Genomic DNA, 17,994 nt, shown 5'->3' with positions numbered 1-17,994 from the left:
TTCGCGGCGGCCGGGGGACCGGGCTGTCGGTCAGCTGCCCTGGTAGATCGTGGTGCACAGCAACGTGGCGCCATCGTCCACCAGGGCGGCCCAGTAGCGCGTCTGGTCGCCTGCCACCCGGCGGCAGTTGTTCGCGTCGGCGCCCGCCGGGGCGCGGTAGACGCCTGTGACGTGCATGATCTGGTTGTACGGGACGGGCACCGGCTCGCGTCGACAGGCCACGGCCGTCATCAGGGCGAGGGAGATCGAGTCGCCGGACTGCCGCCCGAGAATGCAGTAGTTGGCGTGGTAGACGCGGGTGAGGCAGAGCTTCGTGGTGTCGCCGGTGGCGGCGGACCGGTAGCTCCAGTACGACTTCCCGTAGCCGGTGGGGCAGGCCGTGTTGATGGCGGTCACCTGGACCTGCGCCTGCTCGCCGGCGCAGGACACGGGGTCCGGCGGAGCGCCGACGCTCCAGTCGACGCTGGTCGTGCCCCCGCGACCCGTGTCGTAGACCGCCAGGCAGTCGCCGGCCGAGACGGCTTCGAACGCCTCTCCGGTGGGATCCGGAGTGGGTGTCGACGGCTCGGGGTCGGGCTCGTCGGCGCTCCCCTCACCGGTGCCGGAGTCATCGGTAATGCGGTCGGTCGGCGCAGACGTGCGCGGGCCGGGGCTGGAACTGGAGGGGGGCGAGTCGGCCAGCAGGTCCTTCAGCTCGCCCGCGTCGTTCAAGCCCAGCCAGCCCAGAATCGAGAGCACGGACGCGATTCCGCCGATCAGCGCCCACACCTTGGCAGTGGAATGGTCATCGGATGCGCCGGCCACCATGCCCTCCCCCCCAGCCGAGACTCAGGCGATATTAGCCGTTTTGGCGCCGCCGGGGGTCCGACTTCCTCGTCCCGCCCCTGTCGGCCCCCGCCCGGGCCCAGCGCGCATGGATCGGCGCCTGCTGGCGGGCCGGGGCGCCGCGCATCACCCTCGCCGTACGGGCCCGCGCGCTCCTCGCGGCCGTGTTCGCCGGCCGGTCAGGCGCGGTCGTGGAGCGTGACCTGGTAGCCGTCGGGGTCGGCGAAGGTGAAGGTCCGGCCGAAGGGGCCGTCGATCGGTGCGGAGACGATGCTGTGACCGTCGGCGGCGAGCGCGTCGTGGATGGCCTGGACGTCGGTGGCGTGGAGCCAGATCGCGGCGCCGATGCCGGGCTGGGCGACGGATGCGAGGTCGGTTCCGGGAACGATGTCGCGGACTGCGAACGCGATCGGCTTCGTGTCGAAGACGACGGCGTGCGGAGGGCCGGCCGGCGAGCGGACGAGGCCCAGGTACTGCTCGTAGAACGCCTGCGAAGCGTCGAGGTCGCGCACTTGGAGCGAGATGAAGTCGGGGCCGGTGGCGGGCATGATGATGCTCCTTCTCTCCATGTCAGTTTTCTGACACACGGCAATCTATGTCAGAATGCTGACATGAGTCAAAAAGGTGTCGGCGTCGATCTGGAGACGTCACTGGGCTACCTGCTCAAAGAGGCGTCGAGCGCCCTGCGCGCGGCCATGGAGGAAGTGCTGCGGCCGCTCGGGATGAGCGTGACGCACTACTCCTGCCTCGAACTGCTGGCGCAACGACCGGGCTTGTCGAACTCCGAGCTCGCGCGGGGCGCGTTCGTGACACGGCAGACGATGAGCGTGCTGCTCCAGGCCCTGGAACGGGACGGCTACGTGACCAGGCCCGCGGAGGCACCCGTCGGAAAGGCGCTCCCCGCGCGGCTCACGCCTCGCGGCCGACGGAGCCTCGAGAAGGCGAGCGCGGCCGTCCGGTCCGTCGAGGCCAGAATGCTGGCCGATCTCAGCGGGACCGAGCAGTCGGACGCGTTCCGCATCCTGCAGAGGATGATCCGTTCCCTGCGCGATGACGACGGGGGCGCATAGCCCATTCCGCGGCGCACGTCCCGTCGCGCCCGGGCAGGGGTCGAGTGCCCGCTCGCGCGGAGGGAGCGCTGGTGGCGGCGGGCGGGGTGTTCGTAAGCGGTACGGGGACAGCGGGCCGAAGTGGCGTGAGAGCCACGGTGTGTGTCTCTGGAGTGAGCCGTGAGTGACAGACGGGTGTGGTGCCTGCGGCGGGTTGAGGGGCGGGTGTCACTGTGCGGGTGGGTGAGGTCGCTGGTGACTACAACTCACGGTGAGGGCGAGACGGGCATCCTGCGGTGCTTCGGCCAGATGCTGCGGTCGCTGCGGACGAGCAGGGGGCTGACGCGGGCGGAGTGGGGAGCGAAGCTCAGCTACGGCGAGGACATGGCCACGTCGGTGGAGTGGGGGCGGCGGATTCCCCAGCCGGAGTTCATCGGGCGGTCGGAAAGCGGGTGGACGGCCGGGGCGCGATGGTGAGGGCGAGCACCGGGAGGGTTCGGGCCGGTGGTCGCGGGCCGCGGCGCTCAGCGACCGCTGTCCGGCTCGGTGTCGAAGGCCGCGAGGCCGTAGTCGTCGGACGAGTTGACCTGGACGACGAGGCCACCGGAGGCGAGCAGCCGGTCGGGGTGGTTCTGCTGGTAGGCGGTGGGAAGCCTGCTGGTCTCGGTCACGGTGCCGTCGGCCAGGGAACGGCGTCGTACGGTGAACAGCCAGTCGCCGAGGTCCTCCGTGTCCTCGCCCTCCACGGCGTACAGCGAGTCGCCCTGGATGCGCAGCGGGTCGAGTTCGAGGACCTCCTCCCGCGGCTCGGTGTGCCAGCGGACCTTTCCCGTGCCGAGGTCGATCGCCGCCAGCCCCCGGGCGGTACCGCCCGGCCCCGACTGCGCCTCCATCACCAGTACGTTCCGCCCGACGAGGGTCCCGGAGCGCCGCAGGGTGCCGAAGGACTGCTTGACCGGCAGGTCGAGCGGCTTCCCGCCCGCGGATCCGAGGATGCTCAGGTACACGTCACCGGACGGGTCGGCGTAGCGGGCCACGAGGGGCTCGGCCGCCACGACCTCCACGGGCGTGGCTCCGCTCCGTTCGACCTCGTGGGTGGCGCGGGCCCTGCCGGTGGCGAGGTCGAGTACGACGACGCGTCTGGTGTCGATGTCCTCCTGGTCGCACGTGTCGGACACGGCGATCGTGCGCACGCCGGGGACCACGTCGTCCACTTCGCAGTCCCCCCGGGTCCAGGGGTACGTCCAGACCGTCTTGCCGGTGGCCCGGTCCAGCCCGAGGACACCCCTCTCACCGGACACCACCATCATGTCGCCGGACACCGAGGCGACGTGCCGCGGGGCCTCACCGACCCGCCGGTGCCACAGCAGTCTGCCGGTGCCGGAGTCCAGGGCCGCGGCGACGTCACAGACGGCGGGCGAGGTGTAGGCCTTGCCGTACCTGACGAGTCCCACGCCGCCGCTGGTCGCCGTCCCGGCGTCCGAGGCCCCGCAGGGAACGAGGCCCTTGGCCGGCGGCGGGACGGTCCACTCGGAGGTTCCCGTGCGTGGGGCGAAGCCCCGGACGCCGGAGCCGTCGATGCGTACCAGTGCCTTGGGTGTCAGCCAGGCGCCCATGACTTCCGAGTCGACCTCGAAGACCCCGGGCTGCGCGGTCCACGCGACCCGACGGTCGCCCTTCGCGGTGACGTCGGGGAGCGGGTCGGCACCGTCGGCGGCGGGACCGATGCCGGGCCCCTTGCCGGTCGCGCCGTCCGTGTTCCGCTTCTCCCCGGCCAGGTCCGGCAGGTAGATGACGCCCGCGACGGCCAGCGCGACGACGGCCGCCGCGGCGGTGAGCGCCCGGCGACGGCGCCGCGCACGTTCCCCTGCGGCCGTCCCCGGATCCGGTCGGGAGCCGGCGACGGCCGGGGACGGCGGCGCGGGCGGCGCGATGCGGTACGACGTGGGCTCCTCGGCCGTACGGGCGGGGACCGGACCGGTGCGGACGGGTACGCGCGACTGCGCGGCACGGGCGGCGCCGATCACCTCGCGCGGAGTGGGCCGCAGCGCGGGGTTCTTGGCCAGGCAGCGCCGTACGAGCGCGGTCAGCTCCTCGGGCAGGCCGTCGAGTTCCGGTTCCTCGTACACGGTCCGGTACGCCAGCACGGCCGGCGGGCCCTCGCCGAAGGGATCACGCCCGGTCGCCGCGAACAGCAGCACGCCGCCAAGGGCGAAGACATCACCCGCCGGCCCGACCGGCTCCTCCGCGACGATCTGCTCGGGCGGCGCGTAGCCGAAGGTGCCCAGGGCGTGACCCGTGCCCGTCAGCTCCTCCGAGTCCACCGCTCTGGCGATGCCGAAGTCGATCACGCGGGGACCGTCGTCGGCCAGCAGTACGTTGGACGGTTTGAGGTCGCGGTGCACGATGCCCGCCGCGTGGATGACGATGAGCGCCTCGCCGAGCGCGGCGGCCAGCGAGCACAGCCGCTCCACGGGCAGCGGTCCGTCGCGGCGCACGGCGGCGCTCAGCGAGGGGCCGGGGACGTACTGCGTGGCGAGCCACGGCGTCTCCGCGTCGGCGCCGGAGTCCACCAGCGGCACGGTGAAGAAGCTCAGCACCTTCCCCGCCGCCTCCACCTCGCGGCTGAAGCGCCTGCGGAACTCCGGGTCGGCCGTGAACTCCTCGTGGATCAGTTTGAGCGCGACCCGGTGGCCCTCGGCGTCCTCGGCGAGGAACACCCGGCCCATGCCGCCCTGTCCGAGCAGACCGAGGATCCGGTAACCGCCCATCCGCTCCGGGTCCTTCGGCGCGGGCGTGGTCGTCCCCTCGTTCACGACCCGCTCCCCGAGGCTTTGAACATCATGATTCCCTTGGTCAGCAGGTTGTGTTCACCGGTCATCAGCGCGAGCCGGTCGCCGTACAGGCGGACGCCGCCGAACTCCGCGCGGTCCGGCAGCCGGGGGAGTTCCCCGGCCGCCGTCGGCGTGCCGTCGTCCAGCGCGTACCGGACCAGGGCGGTGGTTCCCGGCTCCGTCACGTGGACCACCAGGACGCCCCGGTCGTCGACGCCCGCGATCACCGGGGAGGAACCGTCGGGTGCCTGACGGTGCCAGCGGATCTTCCCGGTGCGGGAGTCGAGGGCCGCGACCCCGTCCATGCCGGTCTGCCGGAGGCCGTCCTGCTGGGTGAGGGTGACGGCGGTGTCGCGCCACCCGAAGAAGGCGGGGGTGAGCTGGAAACGGTTGCGGGTCCAGGCGCCGAGGGTGCCCTGGGGCTGGGTCTCGCGGAGCTGCGGACCCGGCTTGCCCTCGTTGCCGAAGACCATCATGGGGCCCTCGGTGTCGCCGATCGGTCCCGGCAGGCTGACGACCGGGGGTTCGGCCGTCTCCACGCGCGCCACGGGGACGTCGTCCGGGACGGTGGAGGTCCAGCGGACCCGGCCGTCGGCGATGTTCACCGAACGGACCGTCGTGGGACGGTTGTCGAGCCGGGAGTCCTCTGTGACGGGACAGGTCAGCGCCTCGACGACACTGGACTGCCCGACCGCCATCCCGTTGATCGCGCACCGGTCGCGGCTGCCCTCGTGCGACCAGGCGGGGGCGCCGTCGCGCAGGCGCCACGCGGTCACCAGGCCGCCGGTCATGACCACCACGCGGTCTTTGCCGATGTCCAGGACGTCCGAGTCGATGCCCGAGGTCGCGTACGGGTCGCCCGGCCGGCGGTGCTCCCACAGGGAGGTGCCGGAGGCCAGGTCCACCGCGACGACGCGGTCGCAGCCGACGGTTCCGTTCCGCTCGCCGTCCTCGTCCGCCGCGCCGAAGAGCACGGCGCCGATGCCGCCCGGTGCGGTGCGGGAGGCGGCGCAGGGGACCATCCCGGGTGCCGGCGGCTTCAGCGTCCACAGGACCCGGCCCGTGTCGGGGGACAGTCCCTGGACGGAGCGGTGTCCGACACGGGCGAGCACACGGTCGGTGAGCCACGCCTCGACGGCGTAGTCGTTGCCCCGCTCCGTCGCCTTCTCGTACTCCGCCTCGTTCGTGTCGTAGCGGATGATGGTGTCCTGCCAGGTCCGCGACCAGACGCCCCGGGGAACGGCCGGGCCGAGGGCGCTGACCGGTTCGGCGAGCGCCGGGACCGAGGGCGACGGCCGGGCCGACGCCCGGTCGTCGGCACCGCCGCCGTCGGACGGGCTGTCCTCGCCGCGCAGCGCCAGAAGGCCCGCGGCCAGGGCGCCCGCCAGGAGGACGGCCAGGACGCCGGCGACGAGCGGGAGCCGGCCGCCGCCCACGGGCCGACGAGCACGGGGGGACGCGGGCGTGGAAAAGGGAGAGGGACGGGGTGGCCGGCCCTGGTCCGGTGCCGGCGAAGACGGCGACGGTCCCGGGCCCAGCGGCACCGTCGGGGCCGAACCGGGCCGCGGTAACGGGGCGGAGCCGTCGAGCGCGCCCCTGATCCGGTGCGGAGTGGGCCGCTGTGCCGGATCCTTGGTGAGGCAGGAGACCAGCAGCGGCAGCAGCGCGGCGGGCACCCCGTCGAGATCCGCCTCCCCGGTCAGCGTCCGGTGGCCGATCCGGTGCGCGGGCCCGCCGCCGAACGGGGGTCTGCCGGTCGCCGCGTACGCGAGCACCGCGCCCAGCGCGAACACGTCGCCGGCCGGACCCACGCCGTCACCCGTCAGCTGTTCGGGTGCCATGAAGCCGGCCGAACCGACCATGAGACCGGTCGCCGTCAGCCGCGTCCCGTCCACGGCACGCGCGATGCCCAGGTCGATCACCTGGGCCCCCCGGTCAGGATGCAGCAGCACGTTGGACGGCTTCAGATCACGGTGCACCAGGCCCGCGGAGTGGATGTCCGTCAGCGCGCCGGCCAGCGCACGGCCGAGCTCCCGCAGCCGGTCCTCCGGCAGTGGGCCGGAGGACCGGATCTCGTCGGCGAGTGTCGGACCGGGTACGTAGACGGTCGCCAGCCAGGGCCGTGCGGCCTCGGTGTCGGCCTCGACCAGGGACACGACGAAGGGGCTGTCGACCTTGCGGGCGGCCGCCACCTCGCGCCGGAACCGCGCCCGGAAGCCGGGGTCGTGGGCGAACCTGGCGTGTACGACCTTCAACGCCACCGGGGGGCCGTCGCCCGCGTCCGTCCCCCGGGCGAGGTGGACCTCCCCCATCCCCCCTTCACCGAGCAGCCGTTCCAGGACGTACGGCCCGACACGGCGCGGCGTGGCGTCGTCCCCGCTACGCCGCTCCCTCTCTCCCTCACGCACGGCTCAGGCTCCCCCCGTCGCTCGTCGACGGGTGATCGTAGTCGCTTCCGTGTCATCCGGGGAGGTGCGGAATCCCGCCGGTACGGGGCGTACGGTCTCGCGACCGCCGCGACCGCCGCGACCGCCGCGACCGCCGCGACCGCCGCGACCGCCGCGACCGCCGCGACCGCCGCGACCGCCGCGACCGCCGCGACGGGCGACCGCCGGTTCCGCGGTCCTGTCGGGGTCTCAGGACCGCACGGGGCCACGGTCGCCCGTCGCGTGGCCGACGACGCGCTCCCGGGCGGAGCCGTGTGGCCGACCGGCCACGGCAGACGCGCTTCCGGGCGGAGCCGCGCGGCCGACCGGCACCGGACCCCGCCCCTCTGCGCCCGCGGGCGGCCGGACACACCGAGGCCCTCCGCGCCCGGTGCACGGGCGCGGAGGGCCTCGGCGGGCCCGCCGGACGGCTCAGGGAGCCGCGGTGGCGGCGGGCACCTCGTCGTGCTCGGGGCCGGTGACGGCCTCGCCCTCGTCGAGAGCGACGTCCTTCGTCTCCTTGCCCAGCAGCAGTGCGACCAGGGTCAGCAGAGCCATCGAGGAGAGGTAGACGCCGACCAGCCACGGCGAGCCGTCGCCGGCCTCCCACAGGGCCACCGCTATGAACGGGGCGACGGCCGCGCCGAGGATCGAGCTGACGTTGTACGAGATCCCGGAGCCCGTGTACCGCACGCTCGTCGGGAAGAGCTCCGGGAGCAGCGCGCCCATCGGGCCGAACGTCATGCCCATCAGGGTGAAGCCGAGCACCAGCCACAGCACCACACCCAGCGTGCCCAGGCCGATCAACGGCACCCACACCAGCCCGAACACCAGGATGCCCGCGGTGACCAGGATCAGCGTGAGGCGCCGGCCGTACCTGTCGGCGAGCGGGCCGGAGACCAGGGTGAACACGGCGAAGAACAGCACACCGAAGATCATCATCAGGACGAAGGTCGTGTAGTCGTACCCCAGGCCGGGTACGGCGGCGTCCTCGGCCGTACGGCCGTAGCTCAGCGAGAACGTGGTCATCAGGTAGAAGAGCACATACGTCGCCAGCATGAAGAACGTGCCGAGGACCAGCTGCTTCCAGTGACCGCGCAGGACGGTGGCGAGCGGCAGCTTCCGCACCAGGCCGGCCTCCCGGGTCCGGGCGAACACCGGTGCCTCCACCAGGCGCATCCGCACCCACAGGCCGATCGCGACCATCACGGCGGAGAACAGGAACGGCACCCGCCAGCCCCAGTTCAGGAAGGCGTCCGAGGGCTGGGACGGGTCGGCGCCCGCCGACGACGGCAGCAGCGCGCCGATGATCAGGAACAGCCCGTTGCCGATGATGAAACCGAGCGGGGCGCCCAGCTGCGGGAACGTGCCGTAGAGAGCGCGCTTGCCCTTCGGGGCGTTCTCGGTCGCGACCAGGGCCGCGCCGCTCCACTCGCCGCCGAGCGCGAAGCCCTGCGCGAGCCGCATCAGCACCAGCAGCGCGGTGGCGGCCCAGCCGGCCTGCGCGTACGTGGGCAGTACGCCGATGAGGAAGGTGGCGATGCCCATCGTGAGGAGCGAGGCCACCAGGGTGCCCTTGCGGCCGAGCCGGTCGCCGAGGTGTCCGAAGACCACGGCGCCGATCGGGCGGGCGACCATCGCGGCCCCGAACACGGCGAACGAGGAGAGCAGCGCCGTGGTCGGGTCGCTGTTCGGGAAGAAGAGTGAGGGGAAGACCAGGACGGCGGCGGTCGCGTAGATGTAGAAGTCGTAGAACTCGATCGTCGTGCCGATGAGGCTCGCGACGAGGACGCGGGACCGGGAGTTGACGGGGGCCGGGCTGGCGGATGGTGCGGGCATTTCACGGTCTTTCCAGGTAGAACGGTTGCCCAACGATCCCAGACATCTCATTTATCAGGAACGCCGTACCAGAGTGTGAGACGGCGGGGCGTCCCGCGGGCCGGCGTGGCAAGAGGGTGTCGGCGGGTGACCGCAAGTTGCCACCTCCGCCGGTCCCGCCGGGTGCCGGCCGCTGGCAGGCTTCTGACGGCGGCGACGCGTGGGCGCGCCGGTCAGCGGCCGAGGTTTCCCGGGAGGGGCCCGATGACGACGCGCGACATCCGTGAGCCGCACCGGGACACCGAGGACCACGGCGGAGCCCCGGCGGCGAGCGTCGCGATCGCCGCCCTGGCCGAAGGGGACTCCCCTCGGCTGGGCGGCCTGGACATGGTCCATGTCCGGTCGCTCGCCGACCGCGTGGACGCGATGCCGCCCCTGCTGGTCCGCAGGGCGGGCATGCGGGTGATCGACGGGCACCACCGGCTGGCCGCGGCACGGTCGCGCGGCCTGGACCGGGTGCCCGTGCGGTGGTTCGTGGGTTCCGACGACGAGGCGTTCGTGGCCGCCGTACGTCTGAACTCCTCGCACGGACTGCCCCTGGCGCCGCACGAGCGCGCCGCCGCCGCGCGCCGTCTGCTCGACTCGTGTCCGGAGCGGTCCGACCGGTGGGTGGCCTCGGTGTGCGGGGTCGCGCCGCGTACCGTCGCCGCACTGCGCGCGCGTGCCGCGCCGGAGGGGGAGACCGCCGGCTACCGCGTCGGCCGGGACGGGCGGCGTCGCCCGCTCTCCGCCCGGGAGGGGCGGGAGCGGGCCCGGGAGATCATGACGCGCGAGCCGCAGGCGAGTCTGCGGGCCGTGGCCCGCCGGGCGGGAATCTCCGTGGGGACGGCCCTCGACGTACGCCGCCGGCTCGCGGCGGAGCCCGATGAGACTCCGGCCGCCGCGCCGGCCGACTCCCTGCGGCCCCGGCTGGAACAGCTGTTGCGGGATCCGTCGCTGCGGTACAACGACCAGGGGCGCACCCTGCTGCGCCTGGTGACGTCGACCCTGGCCTTCATGGAACGGCCCGACTCCGCCGCGCAGGCGGCCGCGAGCCAGTCCCGGGAGGCGCTCCAGCTGGTGGCCCGTGCCTGTGCGGAGGGCTGGCAGCGCTTCGGCGCGCAGGTCGCCGACGGCGAGCCCGGGCAGGACGGTCCGGGCGTCGCCGTGTGACGGGCGGGAGCGGGCGCTATGGCCTGGGCGCCGCGCCCACGCACGGCATCGCGCCGCCGGGTGGCCCGGCGGCGCGATGCGGCGGTGGGTGCGGATCAGGAGCAGGTGCGGCTGGTGTAGGAGGCGACGTGCGTCGCGGCGCCCTCCGAGAACGCGTACCGTCCGGCGGAGTTGCGGACCATGGTGATGTGGTGCGTCTTCCCGAGGTAGGTGTCCACCTGGCCGTCCCCGGTCTGGTCGCGCAGCTTGTCGCCCGCCCGGCTGAACGTCTTCTTCCCGACGATACCGTCGGCCTCCAGGCCATGGTCGTACTGCCAGGTGTAGGTGGCCGCGTCCGTGGTGCTGCCGAAGACCCCGTCGACCTCGGAGGTGGACAGGTAGCCGTCGGCGTACAGGACCTTCTGCCACAGACAGGTGGCGTTGGAGTACGTCCCCGGGTAGCCCTGGGCCAGGGTGCCTTCGTCGTCCCAGTCGTCCGCGAAGGCGCCCGAGCCCGAGACGTAGCCGTCGTTGATGTTGGCCGAGGCGGACGTGGCCACGCAGATGTCGAGGCCGAGAGCCGTCACGGCGGCCAGGGCCACGGGGAGGGTCTTGCGCAGGGTGCGGTTGAGGAACATGGGCTCTCCCGGTGCAGAGAAGAAAAGGACGGGTGACTGCTCGCGGCGAGCGCTCCGGTGACGGTGCGTCGGCCGGCGGGCCGCCTCCAGGAGTGTGCTCCCTCGCGGCCGTCGTGAGGCCCCTCGTCCGCGGCAGGAGGGTGCAGGCCGGTGGCCGCATCCTGCCAGTTCACACGCCGTCCGGCGGTGTTCAGCGCACTGGTTTGCCGTCGCGCCGCCCACGCCTATGGTGAGCCCGCCCATCGGGCCCCGGGCCCGTACGGAATCCCATGAGAACCGAGGAGATCGGCATGGTCAGGAGAGCTCTGTACTCCCTGCTTGCATGTGTCATGCTCATGATTGGAATGGTGGGAACCGGCGTCACCGCCGGCACCGCGCACGCGGTCGCCTGCCGGACCTGGTCCAACCTGCCCCTCGAACCGGGCGAGTCCAACGAGGACGTCAGACAGCTGCAGATCCGCGTCGCGGGCTGGGTGACCTCCGGCGAACGCCTGTCGTACGACGGCGTCTACGGGGACCGCACGGAAGCGGCCGTCCGCAAGTTCCAGCAGGCCTACAACCTGGACGTGGACGGCGTCGCCGGCACCCAGACCATCACCAAGATCAACCAGCTGTCGGACAGCGACTGCACCCCCATCCACTTCTCCTACGCCGAGCTCAACCGGTGCAACTCCACCTGGGCCGGCGGGGCCGTCAGCGCGGCCACCGCCAAGGCCAACGCGCTGAAGACCATGTGGAAGCTGGAGGCCATCCGGCACAAGCTGGGCGACACCTCCATGACCGTCTCCAGCGGCTTCCGTTCCGACGCCTGCCAGCCGCCGGACAGCGCGCCCAGCAGCCGCCACCGCTACGGTGACGCCGCCGACCTCACCGGCACCCTCGCCCGGCGCTGCTCCTACGCCGTGCAGGGCAAGACCGCCGGCTTCTCGGAGATCCTCGGCCAGGGCTACGACGGTCACAACGACCACACGCACCTGGCCCACGACCCGTCACCGTTCTGGAGCGCCCCGGGCTGCTCCAACTTCTGACGGTTCCCGTCCAGCCCCGGGCCCGGCGTCGCGGTGACGGCGCCGGGCCCGGCCCGTCCCGGGTCGCGTCCGCCTGGACGAATCCGGCGGCACGGCCAACAGCTCCTCACGGAAGGGCACTTGCCCCATGCTGTCCCCCACCAGACGGTGCTTCCTCGGCGTCGGCGCCCTGCTCTCCGCCGGTCTCACCGGCTGCGGCGCGACCACGCCCTCGCCCCGGCGGCGGACGCTCACCGCCCTCGTTCCCGACGACGGCGCCATCCGCCTCCTCGAAGCGGCCGCCGAGCGCTACCACCGGTCCTCCGGCACCTCGGTGCGGCTGCGCCGGGTGCCGCCCGACGCCTACGAGGCCGAGCTGAGCGCCGCGCTGGACGGCGGCGGCCCCGACCTCTTCTTCCACTGGGGGAGCGGATCCATCCGCACCGCCGCGGAGGAGTACCGGGTGACCGACCTCCACGACCTCATGCTGGACCATCCGGAACTCGGGCGGAGTTTCCTCCCCGCCGCGCTGGCGGGCGGTCGCGTCAACGAGCGTCCCTACGGCGTCCCGGTGCGCGGAACCCGGCCCGTGCTGCTCTTCTACGACAAGGCGCTCTTCGCCGGACTCGGGCTGCGCCCGCCGTCCGACTGGGCTACGCTCCGCCGGGCCGCCGCACGCCTGAAGAAGGCGGGGATCACGCCGTTCGCGCTGGCCGGCGCGGATCCGTCGGCTGAGCTGATGTGGCTGGCGTATCTGGTGGAACGCCTCGGCGGTCCCGAGGTGTTCGGCCGGATCCAGGCGGGCGACTACACCCAGTGGGAGCATCCGGCGGTCCTGCGGGCCGCGCAGGAGGTGACGTCCCTGGCCGAGGACGGCGCCTTCGGCGACGACTTCGCGGAGGTCTCGGCCACCGGCGGATCGGCCACCGCCCGGTTCGCCCGGGGGCGGGCGGCCATGCACCTCATGGACTCCAGTGAGCACGCGGCGCTCGTCGACCGCTTCCCCGCCTTCGCCCGGGAGCAGTTGGGCTGGCTCCCCTTCCCTGCCGTCGAAGGCGGCAAGGGCGACCCGAGGAACCTGGTCGGCACCCCGGCCGGCTATCTGTCGGCCGGGGACCTCACCGGCGGCGGGGACGAACTTCTCGGCTTCCTGGAGGAGTTCTCCACCCCGGAGCACACCGACGCCCTGCTGGCGGCCGGTGAGGTGCCCGTCACGGCCGCCGCGGCGCGCCGGCTCGGTACTGCTCCCCACCCCGAGTTCATCCGATTCCAGTACCAACTGGTGGGTGAAGCACCGGCGTTCAGGCTGAACTGGGAGCAGGCCGTCCACCCGGTCTGGCGCGCGGGCCTGCGCAAGGAGGTCGCGGACCTCTTCTCGGGCCGGTCCACGCCCCGCAGGTTCGTCCGCAATCTGCGGGAGCGGCGTACGGCGGCCGCTCAGCCCGGGTGACGGGCGGGGTCAACTCGGGCTGTAGCGGCGGCAGCCGAGGAAACGGTCCGGCACCTCCCTCGACCATGTGGCGTGCCGGACGGCCGCGGCGGTACGCGGCCCGTACACCCCGTCCGCGGTCACCCCCGCCGCGCGCTGCGCCTCCCGGACGGCCGCCTCGGTCAGCTCCCCGTACACACCGTCCGGCTCCAGCCCGGCGGCGTAGCACCGGTTGAGCGTGCGCTGCAGTGCCGTCACGGCCGATCCGGTGCTGCCCACGGGGAGCAGACAGTCCACCTCACCGGTTCCGCCGGAGTTGACGGGCATCCGGATGTAGTACGAGGGGTAGACGATGTTGCCTGCCTTGACGCAGGTGTAGAGCGCGGCGGAGGCGGACGGCGCGACGGCGGCCCCCGTTCCGAGGAGAGCCGTGGTGAGGGCTCCGGTGACGACACATGCCCTGAGACGTCTCATCGACTGCATGACGGTCCTTTCCGAGGCGTGGATCCGGCGGGGCTCGGCAGCTGAGCCGGGGCGGCAGAGTGCTTCCGGCCCCTCGTGTGTGTCAAAGGTGTCCAGGGCACGCCGGCGTCCGACCGCTGCATGTCGGCGGTTGAACGGCGTCCGCGTCCCGGCGGACCGACGGCCCCGTCCGGCCGGAGCGGCAGCCGGCCCGCTCCCCTGATCGACGGGATACCGGGGGACGGGACCACGTCCGTGTTCGAGTGCTTCGCCGAGGACGCGTGGGTCCACCACTGAGCCACGGAGCCGTCTCGCGGCCGGACCGGCAGGATGCTGCCGCGCGGCTGGCAGGAGGCTGCCCGCTGCGACGGAGTCCGCCCGGCCCGCCGCGTGCCAGAATCCCTGATGCCGCTGCGGTCCGGTCGGCCGGCCGGACCATGACATGACCGGAGTGAGCAGCGGTTCGGACGACGAGGGGGACGTTGTGAGGAACAGAGCCGTAGTGGTGCGCTCGGCGCTCGCGGGAGCGGCCGTGGCCGCCCTGGCCGTGACCGGCGTGGCGTGGGGAGCGGGGCAGTCGGGCGGTCCGGCCCGGACACCGCTCACCGCCGACGGCCCGCCGAAGGAGACCTGCCGGGGCCCGGCGAACGGCTGGCAGGGCGGCATGCAGTGGCCGGCCGATCCGGAGGAGTGCGAGAAGTAGGCGACGCGCCGGCCCGCGCCCGAACGGAGCGGGCCCAGCGGCGCGGGGGTGTCATATCCAGCCGCGTTCGCGTGCGAGTAGTGCGGCGTGCGCCCGGTTCTCCGCGCCCAGGAGCTGCATCAGGGCGGAGATGTGACGCCGGTAGGTGCGCAGGGCCATCCCGCTGGCACGGGCGCCGGCCTCGTCCGTGCCGACCGAGCACATGGCCGTGAGTACTCTCCGCTGGGCCTCCGACGGTTCGGCGCCCGCGGACTCCGCGAGCCCGGTCAGGGGACTGAACACGTCGGCGGAGTCCCACAGCCGCTCGAAGTGCCGGATGATGTTGGTGACGATCCCGGACTCCCGGGCGCACAGCGCGCCCTTCGATGTGTCCTGCGGATCGATCGGCACCAGCGCGGTGTGCTGGTCGTACACCAGCATCAGCTCGGTGAGTTCGCCCGAGACCCGGATCTGGGCACCGGCCAGGGCGAGCTCCGTCAGATACGCGACGGTCGGCGGGTCCTCCAGCGCCTCGGGACGCACCAGGTTGCGGATGACGACGCCGCGTCGCAGACAGCGCATGTCCAGCGGACGCGCGTGCTCGATGTTCTCGACGCTCAGCGCGTCGTAGGGCTCGGCGGAGAGCACCTCGGCGCGGGCGAAGAAGGAGAGCTCGTCGAGACGGGTGCGGATCTCCTTCACATCGGTGATCCGCTCGACGGTGGGCACGGCCTCCGGGGTCGCCGTGGCGGGCATGTCACGCGTCAGGGCGTCGATGATCGGGCCGAGATGGGTGAGGACGCGTATCTCCCCGTAGAGCTCCTCCAGACGCTGCTCCGCGAGCCGGGCCACGACGAGCTGCGGCTCGGCGGCCCAGACCGTCCCGTCGTCCTCGCGGACGATCTGCAGCACGCGCAGCCGGTCCACGGCGGCCCGTACGGTGTCCGCGCTGTGCCGCAGCAGGATGTGCGCGTCGTCCAGGGGAGCGCCCGGGTTGCGCAGCAGATGCCGGTAGACGTGTTCCTCGGCGGCGGACAGCCCGAGGACCCCCATTTCGCGCGCTTCCACGAACACCACTCCCGGTCATGTCATGGGAGAACGACCACCCATGCCTCTGCCGCAGTGTAAGGACATCTTGACGTTCTGGAACCCAAGACTCCAGGGTTTGTTGATCGTTGATGCGATCAGGCGTCCGCGACGGGACAGCCGCAGCGGTGGCCCGGGGGAAAAGGCGTGGCCCGGCTGCCACCGCGTTCCCTACACTCACCGCACAGGCGCCGCCCGCCAACGGGCCGCGCTTCCATGACCGTTGAGGGGAGTACAGCCGTGCGCGACCACGCCACCGCTGCCGCCCCCCGTTCCCGGTCCCGCCGGTCCGTGGTGATCCTGGTGTCTCCCGCCGTCCGGTGCCCGCAGCGCGGCCGGCACCGGATGCCCGTGACGCACGTCTGACCTTCGAACGCCCCGACCGACGAGGGGCGTACGAGGCCGTGCGCCGGGGAATCGCGCCGCCCTTTCCCGGAAACATCCGAAAGGCCACCGGCCATGCGCACCAACCCCCTCGCCACCGTCCGCAACCTGGGCATCCTCGCCCATGTCGACGCCGGCAAGACCACCGTCACCGAGCGGATCCTGTTCGCCACCGGCACCACCTACAAGCGCGGCGAGGTCCACGACGGCACCACCGTCACCGACTTCGACCCGCAGGAACGCGACCGGGGCATCACCATCTTCGCCGCGGCCGTCAGCTGCGCCTGGGACGGTCACCGGATCAACCTCATCGACACCCCGGGCCATGTCGACTTCGCCGACGAGGTCGAGCGTTCCCTGCGCGTCCTCGACGGCGCGGTCGCCGTGTTCGACGCGGTCGCCGGTGTGGAACCGCAGAGCGAGTCGGTGTGGCGGCAGGCGGACCGGCACGGTGTGCCGCGGATCGCGTTCGTCAACAAGATGGACCGGTCCGGCGCCGACCTGGACGCCGCCGTCGCCTCCGTCCGGGAGCGGCTGCACCCCGTACCCCTGGCGGTGCAACTGCCCATCGGAGCGGAGGACACCTTCACCGGCGTCGTCGACCTGCTGCGTATGCGTGCCCTGACCTGGACCGACGAGGGCAAGGCCGACGACGCGGCACCGGTGCCGGACGAACTGCGCGAGGAGGCGCGCGCACGGCGCCGGCTGCTGGAGGAGACCGTCGCCGAACTGCATCCGGGCGCGCTGGAGGAGTTCTGCGACACCGGCACGCTCGGCGACGCCACGCTCGCCGCCGCGCTGCGGGACCTGACCCACCGCGGTGACGCCGTCGTCGTCCTGTGCGGCTCCGCCTACCGCAACCGCGGTGTCGAACCGTTGCTGGACGCCGTACTCGCCTACCTGCCGTCGCCGCTCGACGTGCCGCCGGTGCACGGCACGGACCGCGACGGCGGTGAACAGCGGCGGGCCGCCGACCCGGCGGCACCGCTGGCGGCCCTCGCGTTCAAGGTGAACGCGACCGCCACCGGGCGGCTGACCTATCTGCGGGTGTACTCGGGAACGATCGAGAAGGGAGACACGGTATGGGACGCCACCGCACGCCGCTCCGAGCGCGTCGCCCGCATCCTGCGCGTCCAGGCCGACCGGCACGACCGGCTGGACCGGGCCGTCGCCGGGGACATCGTCGCCGTGATCGGGCTGAAGTCCGCCCGCCCCGGCGCCACCCTGTGCGCACCGGGGAACCCGCTGGTCCTGGAACCTCCGGGGGTCGCCGAACCGGTCGTCTCCGTGGCCGTCGAGGCGCTGAAGGGCACCGACACCGGGCGTCTGGCGTCGGCGCTCGCGCGGCTCGCCGAGGAGGACCCCTCGCTGGTCGTGCGCAGCGACCCGGAGACCGGGCAGACGGTGCTGTCCGGCATGGGCGAACTGCATCTGGAGGTCGCGGTGGAGAAGGTCCGGCGTGAGCACGGGCTGGGTGTGAACGTCGGCCGCCCCCGGGTGAGTCACCGGGAGACGGTGGGACGGGGCGTGTCCGGCTTCGTGTACCGGCACGTCAAACAGGACGGCGGGGCGGGACAGTTCGCCCATGTCGTGCTGGACGTCGAGCCGCTGGACTCCCCGGAGGACGGGTTCGGGTTCCGTTCGGCGGTCGTCGGCGGCCGGGTGCCGCAGGAGTACGTCCGGGCGGTCGAGGCCGGCTGCCGGGACGCCCTGGCCGAAGGACCCCTGGGCGGCCACCCGGTGACCGGGCTCCGCGTCACGCTCACCGACGGGTCGACCCATGTGAAGGACTCGTCGGACACGGCGTTCCGCACGGCCGGACGGCTCGGACTCCGGGACGCCCTGCGGGCCTGCGCGATGGTCCTGCTGGAACCCGTCGTCGAGGTCACCGTCACCGTGCCCGAGGACTCGGTCGGCGGGGTGCTCGGTGATCTGGCCGCGCGCCGCGGCCGGGTGACCGGCTCGGTCACCCGGGCGGGTGCCACGGTCGTCACCGCGACCGTGCCGCTGGCCGAACTGTTCGGCTACGCGACCCGGTTGCGCAGCCGCACCCAGGGCCGGGGCACCTTCACCACCCGGCCCACCGGCTACGCGCCCGCGCCCGCGCGGTAACGCGTGGACGGCGGCCCCTCCCGCAACTCAGCCGGGAGGGGCCGCCACCGC

15 protein-coding genes are annotated in these 17,994 nt (G+C 73.0%); 7 read left to right on the top strand and 8 right to left on the bottom strand.

All coding sequences use genetic code 11. The features are described 5' to 3' along the window. Nucleotides 1-30: 30 nt before the first annotated feature. On the bottom strand, nucleotides 31-804 hold the full coding sequence (locus tag ACGFR9_RS01250) for a hypothetical protein (RefSeq protein WP_393201736.1): 774 nt from the start codon (nucleotides 802-804) through the stop codon (nucleotides 31-33). A 200-nt stretch (nucleotides 805-1,004) separates the two neighbouring features. Continuing rightward, entirely contained in the window at nucleotides 1,005-1,373 is a 369-nt protein-coding gene (locus tag ACGFR9_RS01245) for a VOC family protein (protein ID WP_393201734.1), read from the bottom strand. Nucleotides 1,374-1,436: 63 nt separating this feature from the next. Here ACGFR9_RS01245 and ACGFR9_RS01240 point away from each other — a divergent pair, with 63 nt between their 5' ends. Together ACGFR9_RS01240 and ACGFR9_RS01235 are read left to right on the top strand one after the other, a co-directional pair. Continuing rightward, nucleotides 1,437-1,895: a MarR family winged helix-turn-helix transcriptional regulator gene (locus ACGFR9_RS01240; protein ID WP_393201733.1), complete on the top strand. Its 459-nt coding sequence runs from the start codon at nucleotides 1,437-1,439 to the stop codon at nucleotides 1,893-1,895. Nucleotides 1,896-2,129: 234 nt separating this feature from the next. Continuing rightward, entirely contained in the window at nucleotides 2,130-2,351 is a 222-nt protein-coding gene (locus ACGFR9_RS01235; RefSeq protein ID WP_393201731.1) for a helix-turn-helix domain-containing protein, read from the top strand. A 47-nt stretch (nucleotides 2,352-2,398) separates the two neighbouring features. On the opposite strand, the gene ACGFR9_RS01230 is transcribed toward ACGFR9_RS01235, so the two are convergent. The 3 genes from ACGFR9_RS01230 to ACGFR9_RS01220 all read right to left on the bottom strand — a co-directional run bounded on the left by ACGFR9_RS01230 (nucleotide 2,399) and on the right by ACGFR9_RS01220 (nucleotide 8,973). After that, nucleotides 2,399-4,690 carry a protein kinase gene (locus ACGFR9_RS01230; protein ID WP_393201729.1) on the bottom strand — a complete coding sequence of 764 codons (2,292 nt, stop codon included), beginning with the start codon at nucleotides 4,688-4,690 and terminating at the stop codon, nucleotides 2,399-2,401. Further along, entirely contained in the window at nucleotides 4,687-7,116 is a 2,430-nt protein-coding gene (locus ACGFR9_RS01225) for a protein kinase (RefSeq protein WP_393201727.1), read from the bottom strand. Before ACGFR9_RS01225 ends, ACGFR9_RS01230 begins: the two co-directional genes overlap by 4 nt. 450 nt (nucleotides 7,117-7,566) lie before the next feature. Next, complete coding sequence (locus ACGFR9_RS01220) at nucleotides 7,567-8,973, bottom strand: MFS transporter (RefSeq protein WP_393201725.1); 1,407 nt, start codon at nucleotides 8,971-8,973, stop codon at nucleotides 7,567-7,569. A 243-nt stretch (nucleotides 8,974-9,216) separates the two neighbouring features. Between ACGFR9_RS01220 and ACGFR9_RS01215 the strand changes: the two genes are divergently transcribed. After that, complete coding sequence (locus ACGFR9_RS01215) at nucleotides 9,217-10,164, top strand: ParB N-terminal domain-containing protein (protein WP_393201724.1); 948 nt, start codon at nucleotides 9,217-9,219, stop codon at nucleotides 10,162-10,164. A gap of 95 nt (nucleotides 10,165-10,259) precedes the next feature. On the opposite strand, the gene ACGFR9_RS01210 is transcribed toward ACGFR9_RS01215, so the two are convergent. Next, the gene (locus ACGFR9_RS01210) at nucleotides 10,260-10,781 is read right to left on the bottom strand and encodes a peptidoglycan-binding protein (protein WP_393201722.1); all 522 of its coding nucleotides are present in this window, start codon (nucleotides 10,779-10,781) and stop codon (nucleotides 10,260-10,262) included. A 290-nt stretch (nucleotides 10,782-11,071) separates the two neighbouring features. Here ACGFR9_RS01210 and ACGFR9_RS01205 point away from each other — a divergent pair, with 290 nt between their 5' ends. Both ACGFR9_RS01205 and ACGFR9_RS01200 read left to right on the top strand, forming a co-directional pair. After that, nucleotides 11,072-11,809, top strand: a complete 738-nt coding sequence (locus tag ACGFR9_RS01205) for a D-Ala-D-Ala carboxypeptidase family metallohydrolase (protein ID WP_393202734.1) — start codon at nucleotides 11,072-11,074, stop codon at nucleotides 11,807-11,809. Between the two features lie 127 nt (nucleotides 11,810-11,936). Then, a complete protein-coding gene (locus ACGFR9_RS01200; RefSeq protein WP_393201720.1) occupies nucleotides 11,937-13,238 on the top strand; it encodes an ABC transporter substrate-binding protein in 1,302 nt (433 codons plus the stop codon). A 9-nt stretch (nucleotides 13,239-13,247) separates the two neighbouring features. Here the strand turns inward: ACGFR9_RS01200 and ACGFR9_RS01195 are convergent, their stop codons facing one another. Further along, nucleotides 13,248-13,691, bottom strand: coding sequence for a peptidoglycan-binding protein (locus ACGFR9_RS01195; RefSeq protein WP_393201718.1), 444 nt, complete (start codon nucleotides 13,689-13,691; stop codon nucleotides 13,248-13,250). Between the two features lie 430 nt (nucleotides 13,692-14,121). On the opposite strand from ACGFR9_RS01195, the gene ACGFR9_RS01190 reads away from it, so the two are divergent. Next, nucleotides 14,122-14,382 (top strand): hypothetical protein, encoded by a 261-nt coding sequence (locus ACGFR9_RS01190; protein WP_393201716.1) that lies wholly within the window; start codon nucleotides 14,122-14,124, stop codon nucleotides 14,380-14,382. 51 nt (nucleotides 14,383-14,433) lie between these two features. Here the strand turns inward: ACGFR9_RS01190 and ACGFR9_RS01185 are convergent, their stop codons facing one another. Then, entirely contained in the window at nucleotides 14,434-15,429 is a 996-nt protein-coding gene (locus tag ACGFR9_RS01185) for a helix-turn-helix transcriptional regulator (protein WP_393201714.1), read from the bottom strand. 477 nt (nucleotides 15,430-15,906) lie between these two features. Here ACGFR9_RS01185 and fusA point away from each other — a divergent pair, with 477 nt between their 5' ends. Continuing rightward, a complete protein-coding gene (gene fusA / locus ACGFR9_RS01180) occupies nucleotides 15,907-17,943 on the top strand; it encodes an elongation factor G (protein WP_393201712.1) in 2,037 nt (678 codons plus the stop codon). Nucleotides 17,944-17,994 lie beyond the last annotated feature (51 nt).

The organism is Streptomyces sp. NPDC048584, assembly GCF_043199595.1.
GTDB lineage: Bacteria > Actinomycetota > Actinomycetes > Streptomycetales > Streptomycetaceae > Streptomyces > Streptomyces edwardsiae.
Note: the sequence above shows the minus strand (reverse complement) of the source record. Positions and strands in the feature narration are given on the sequence as shown.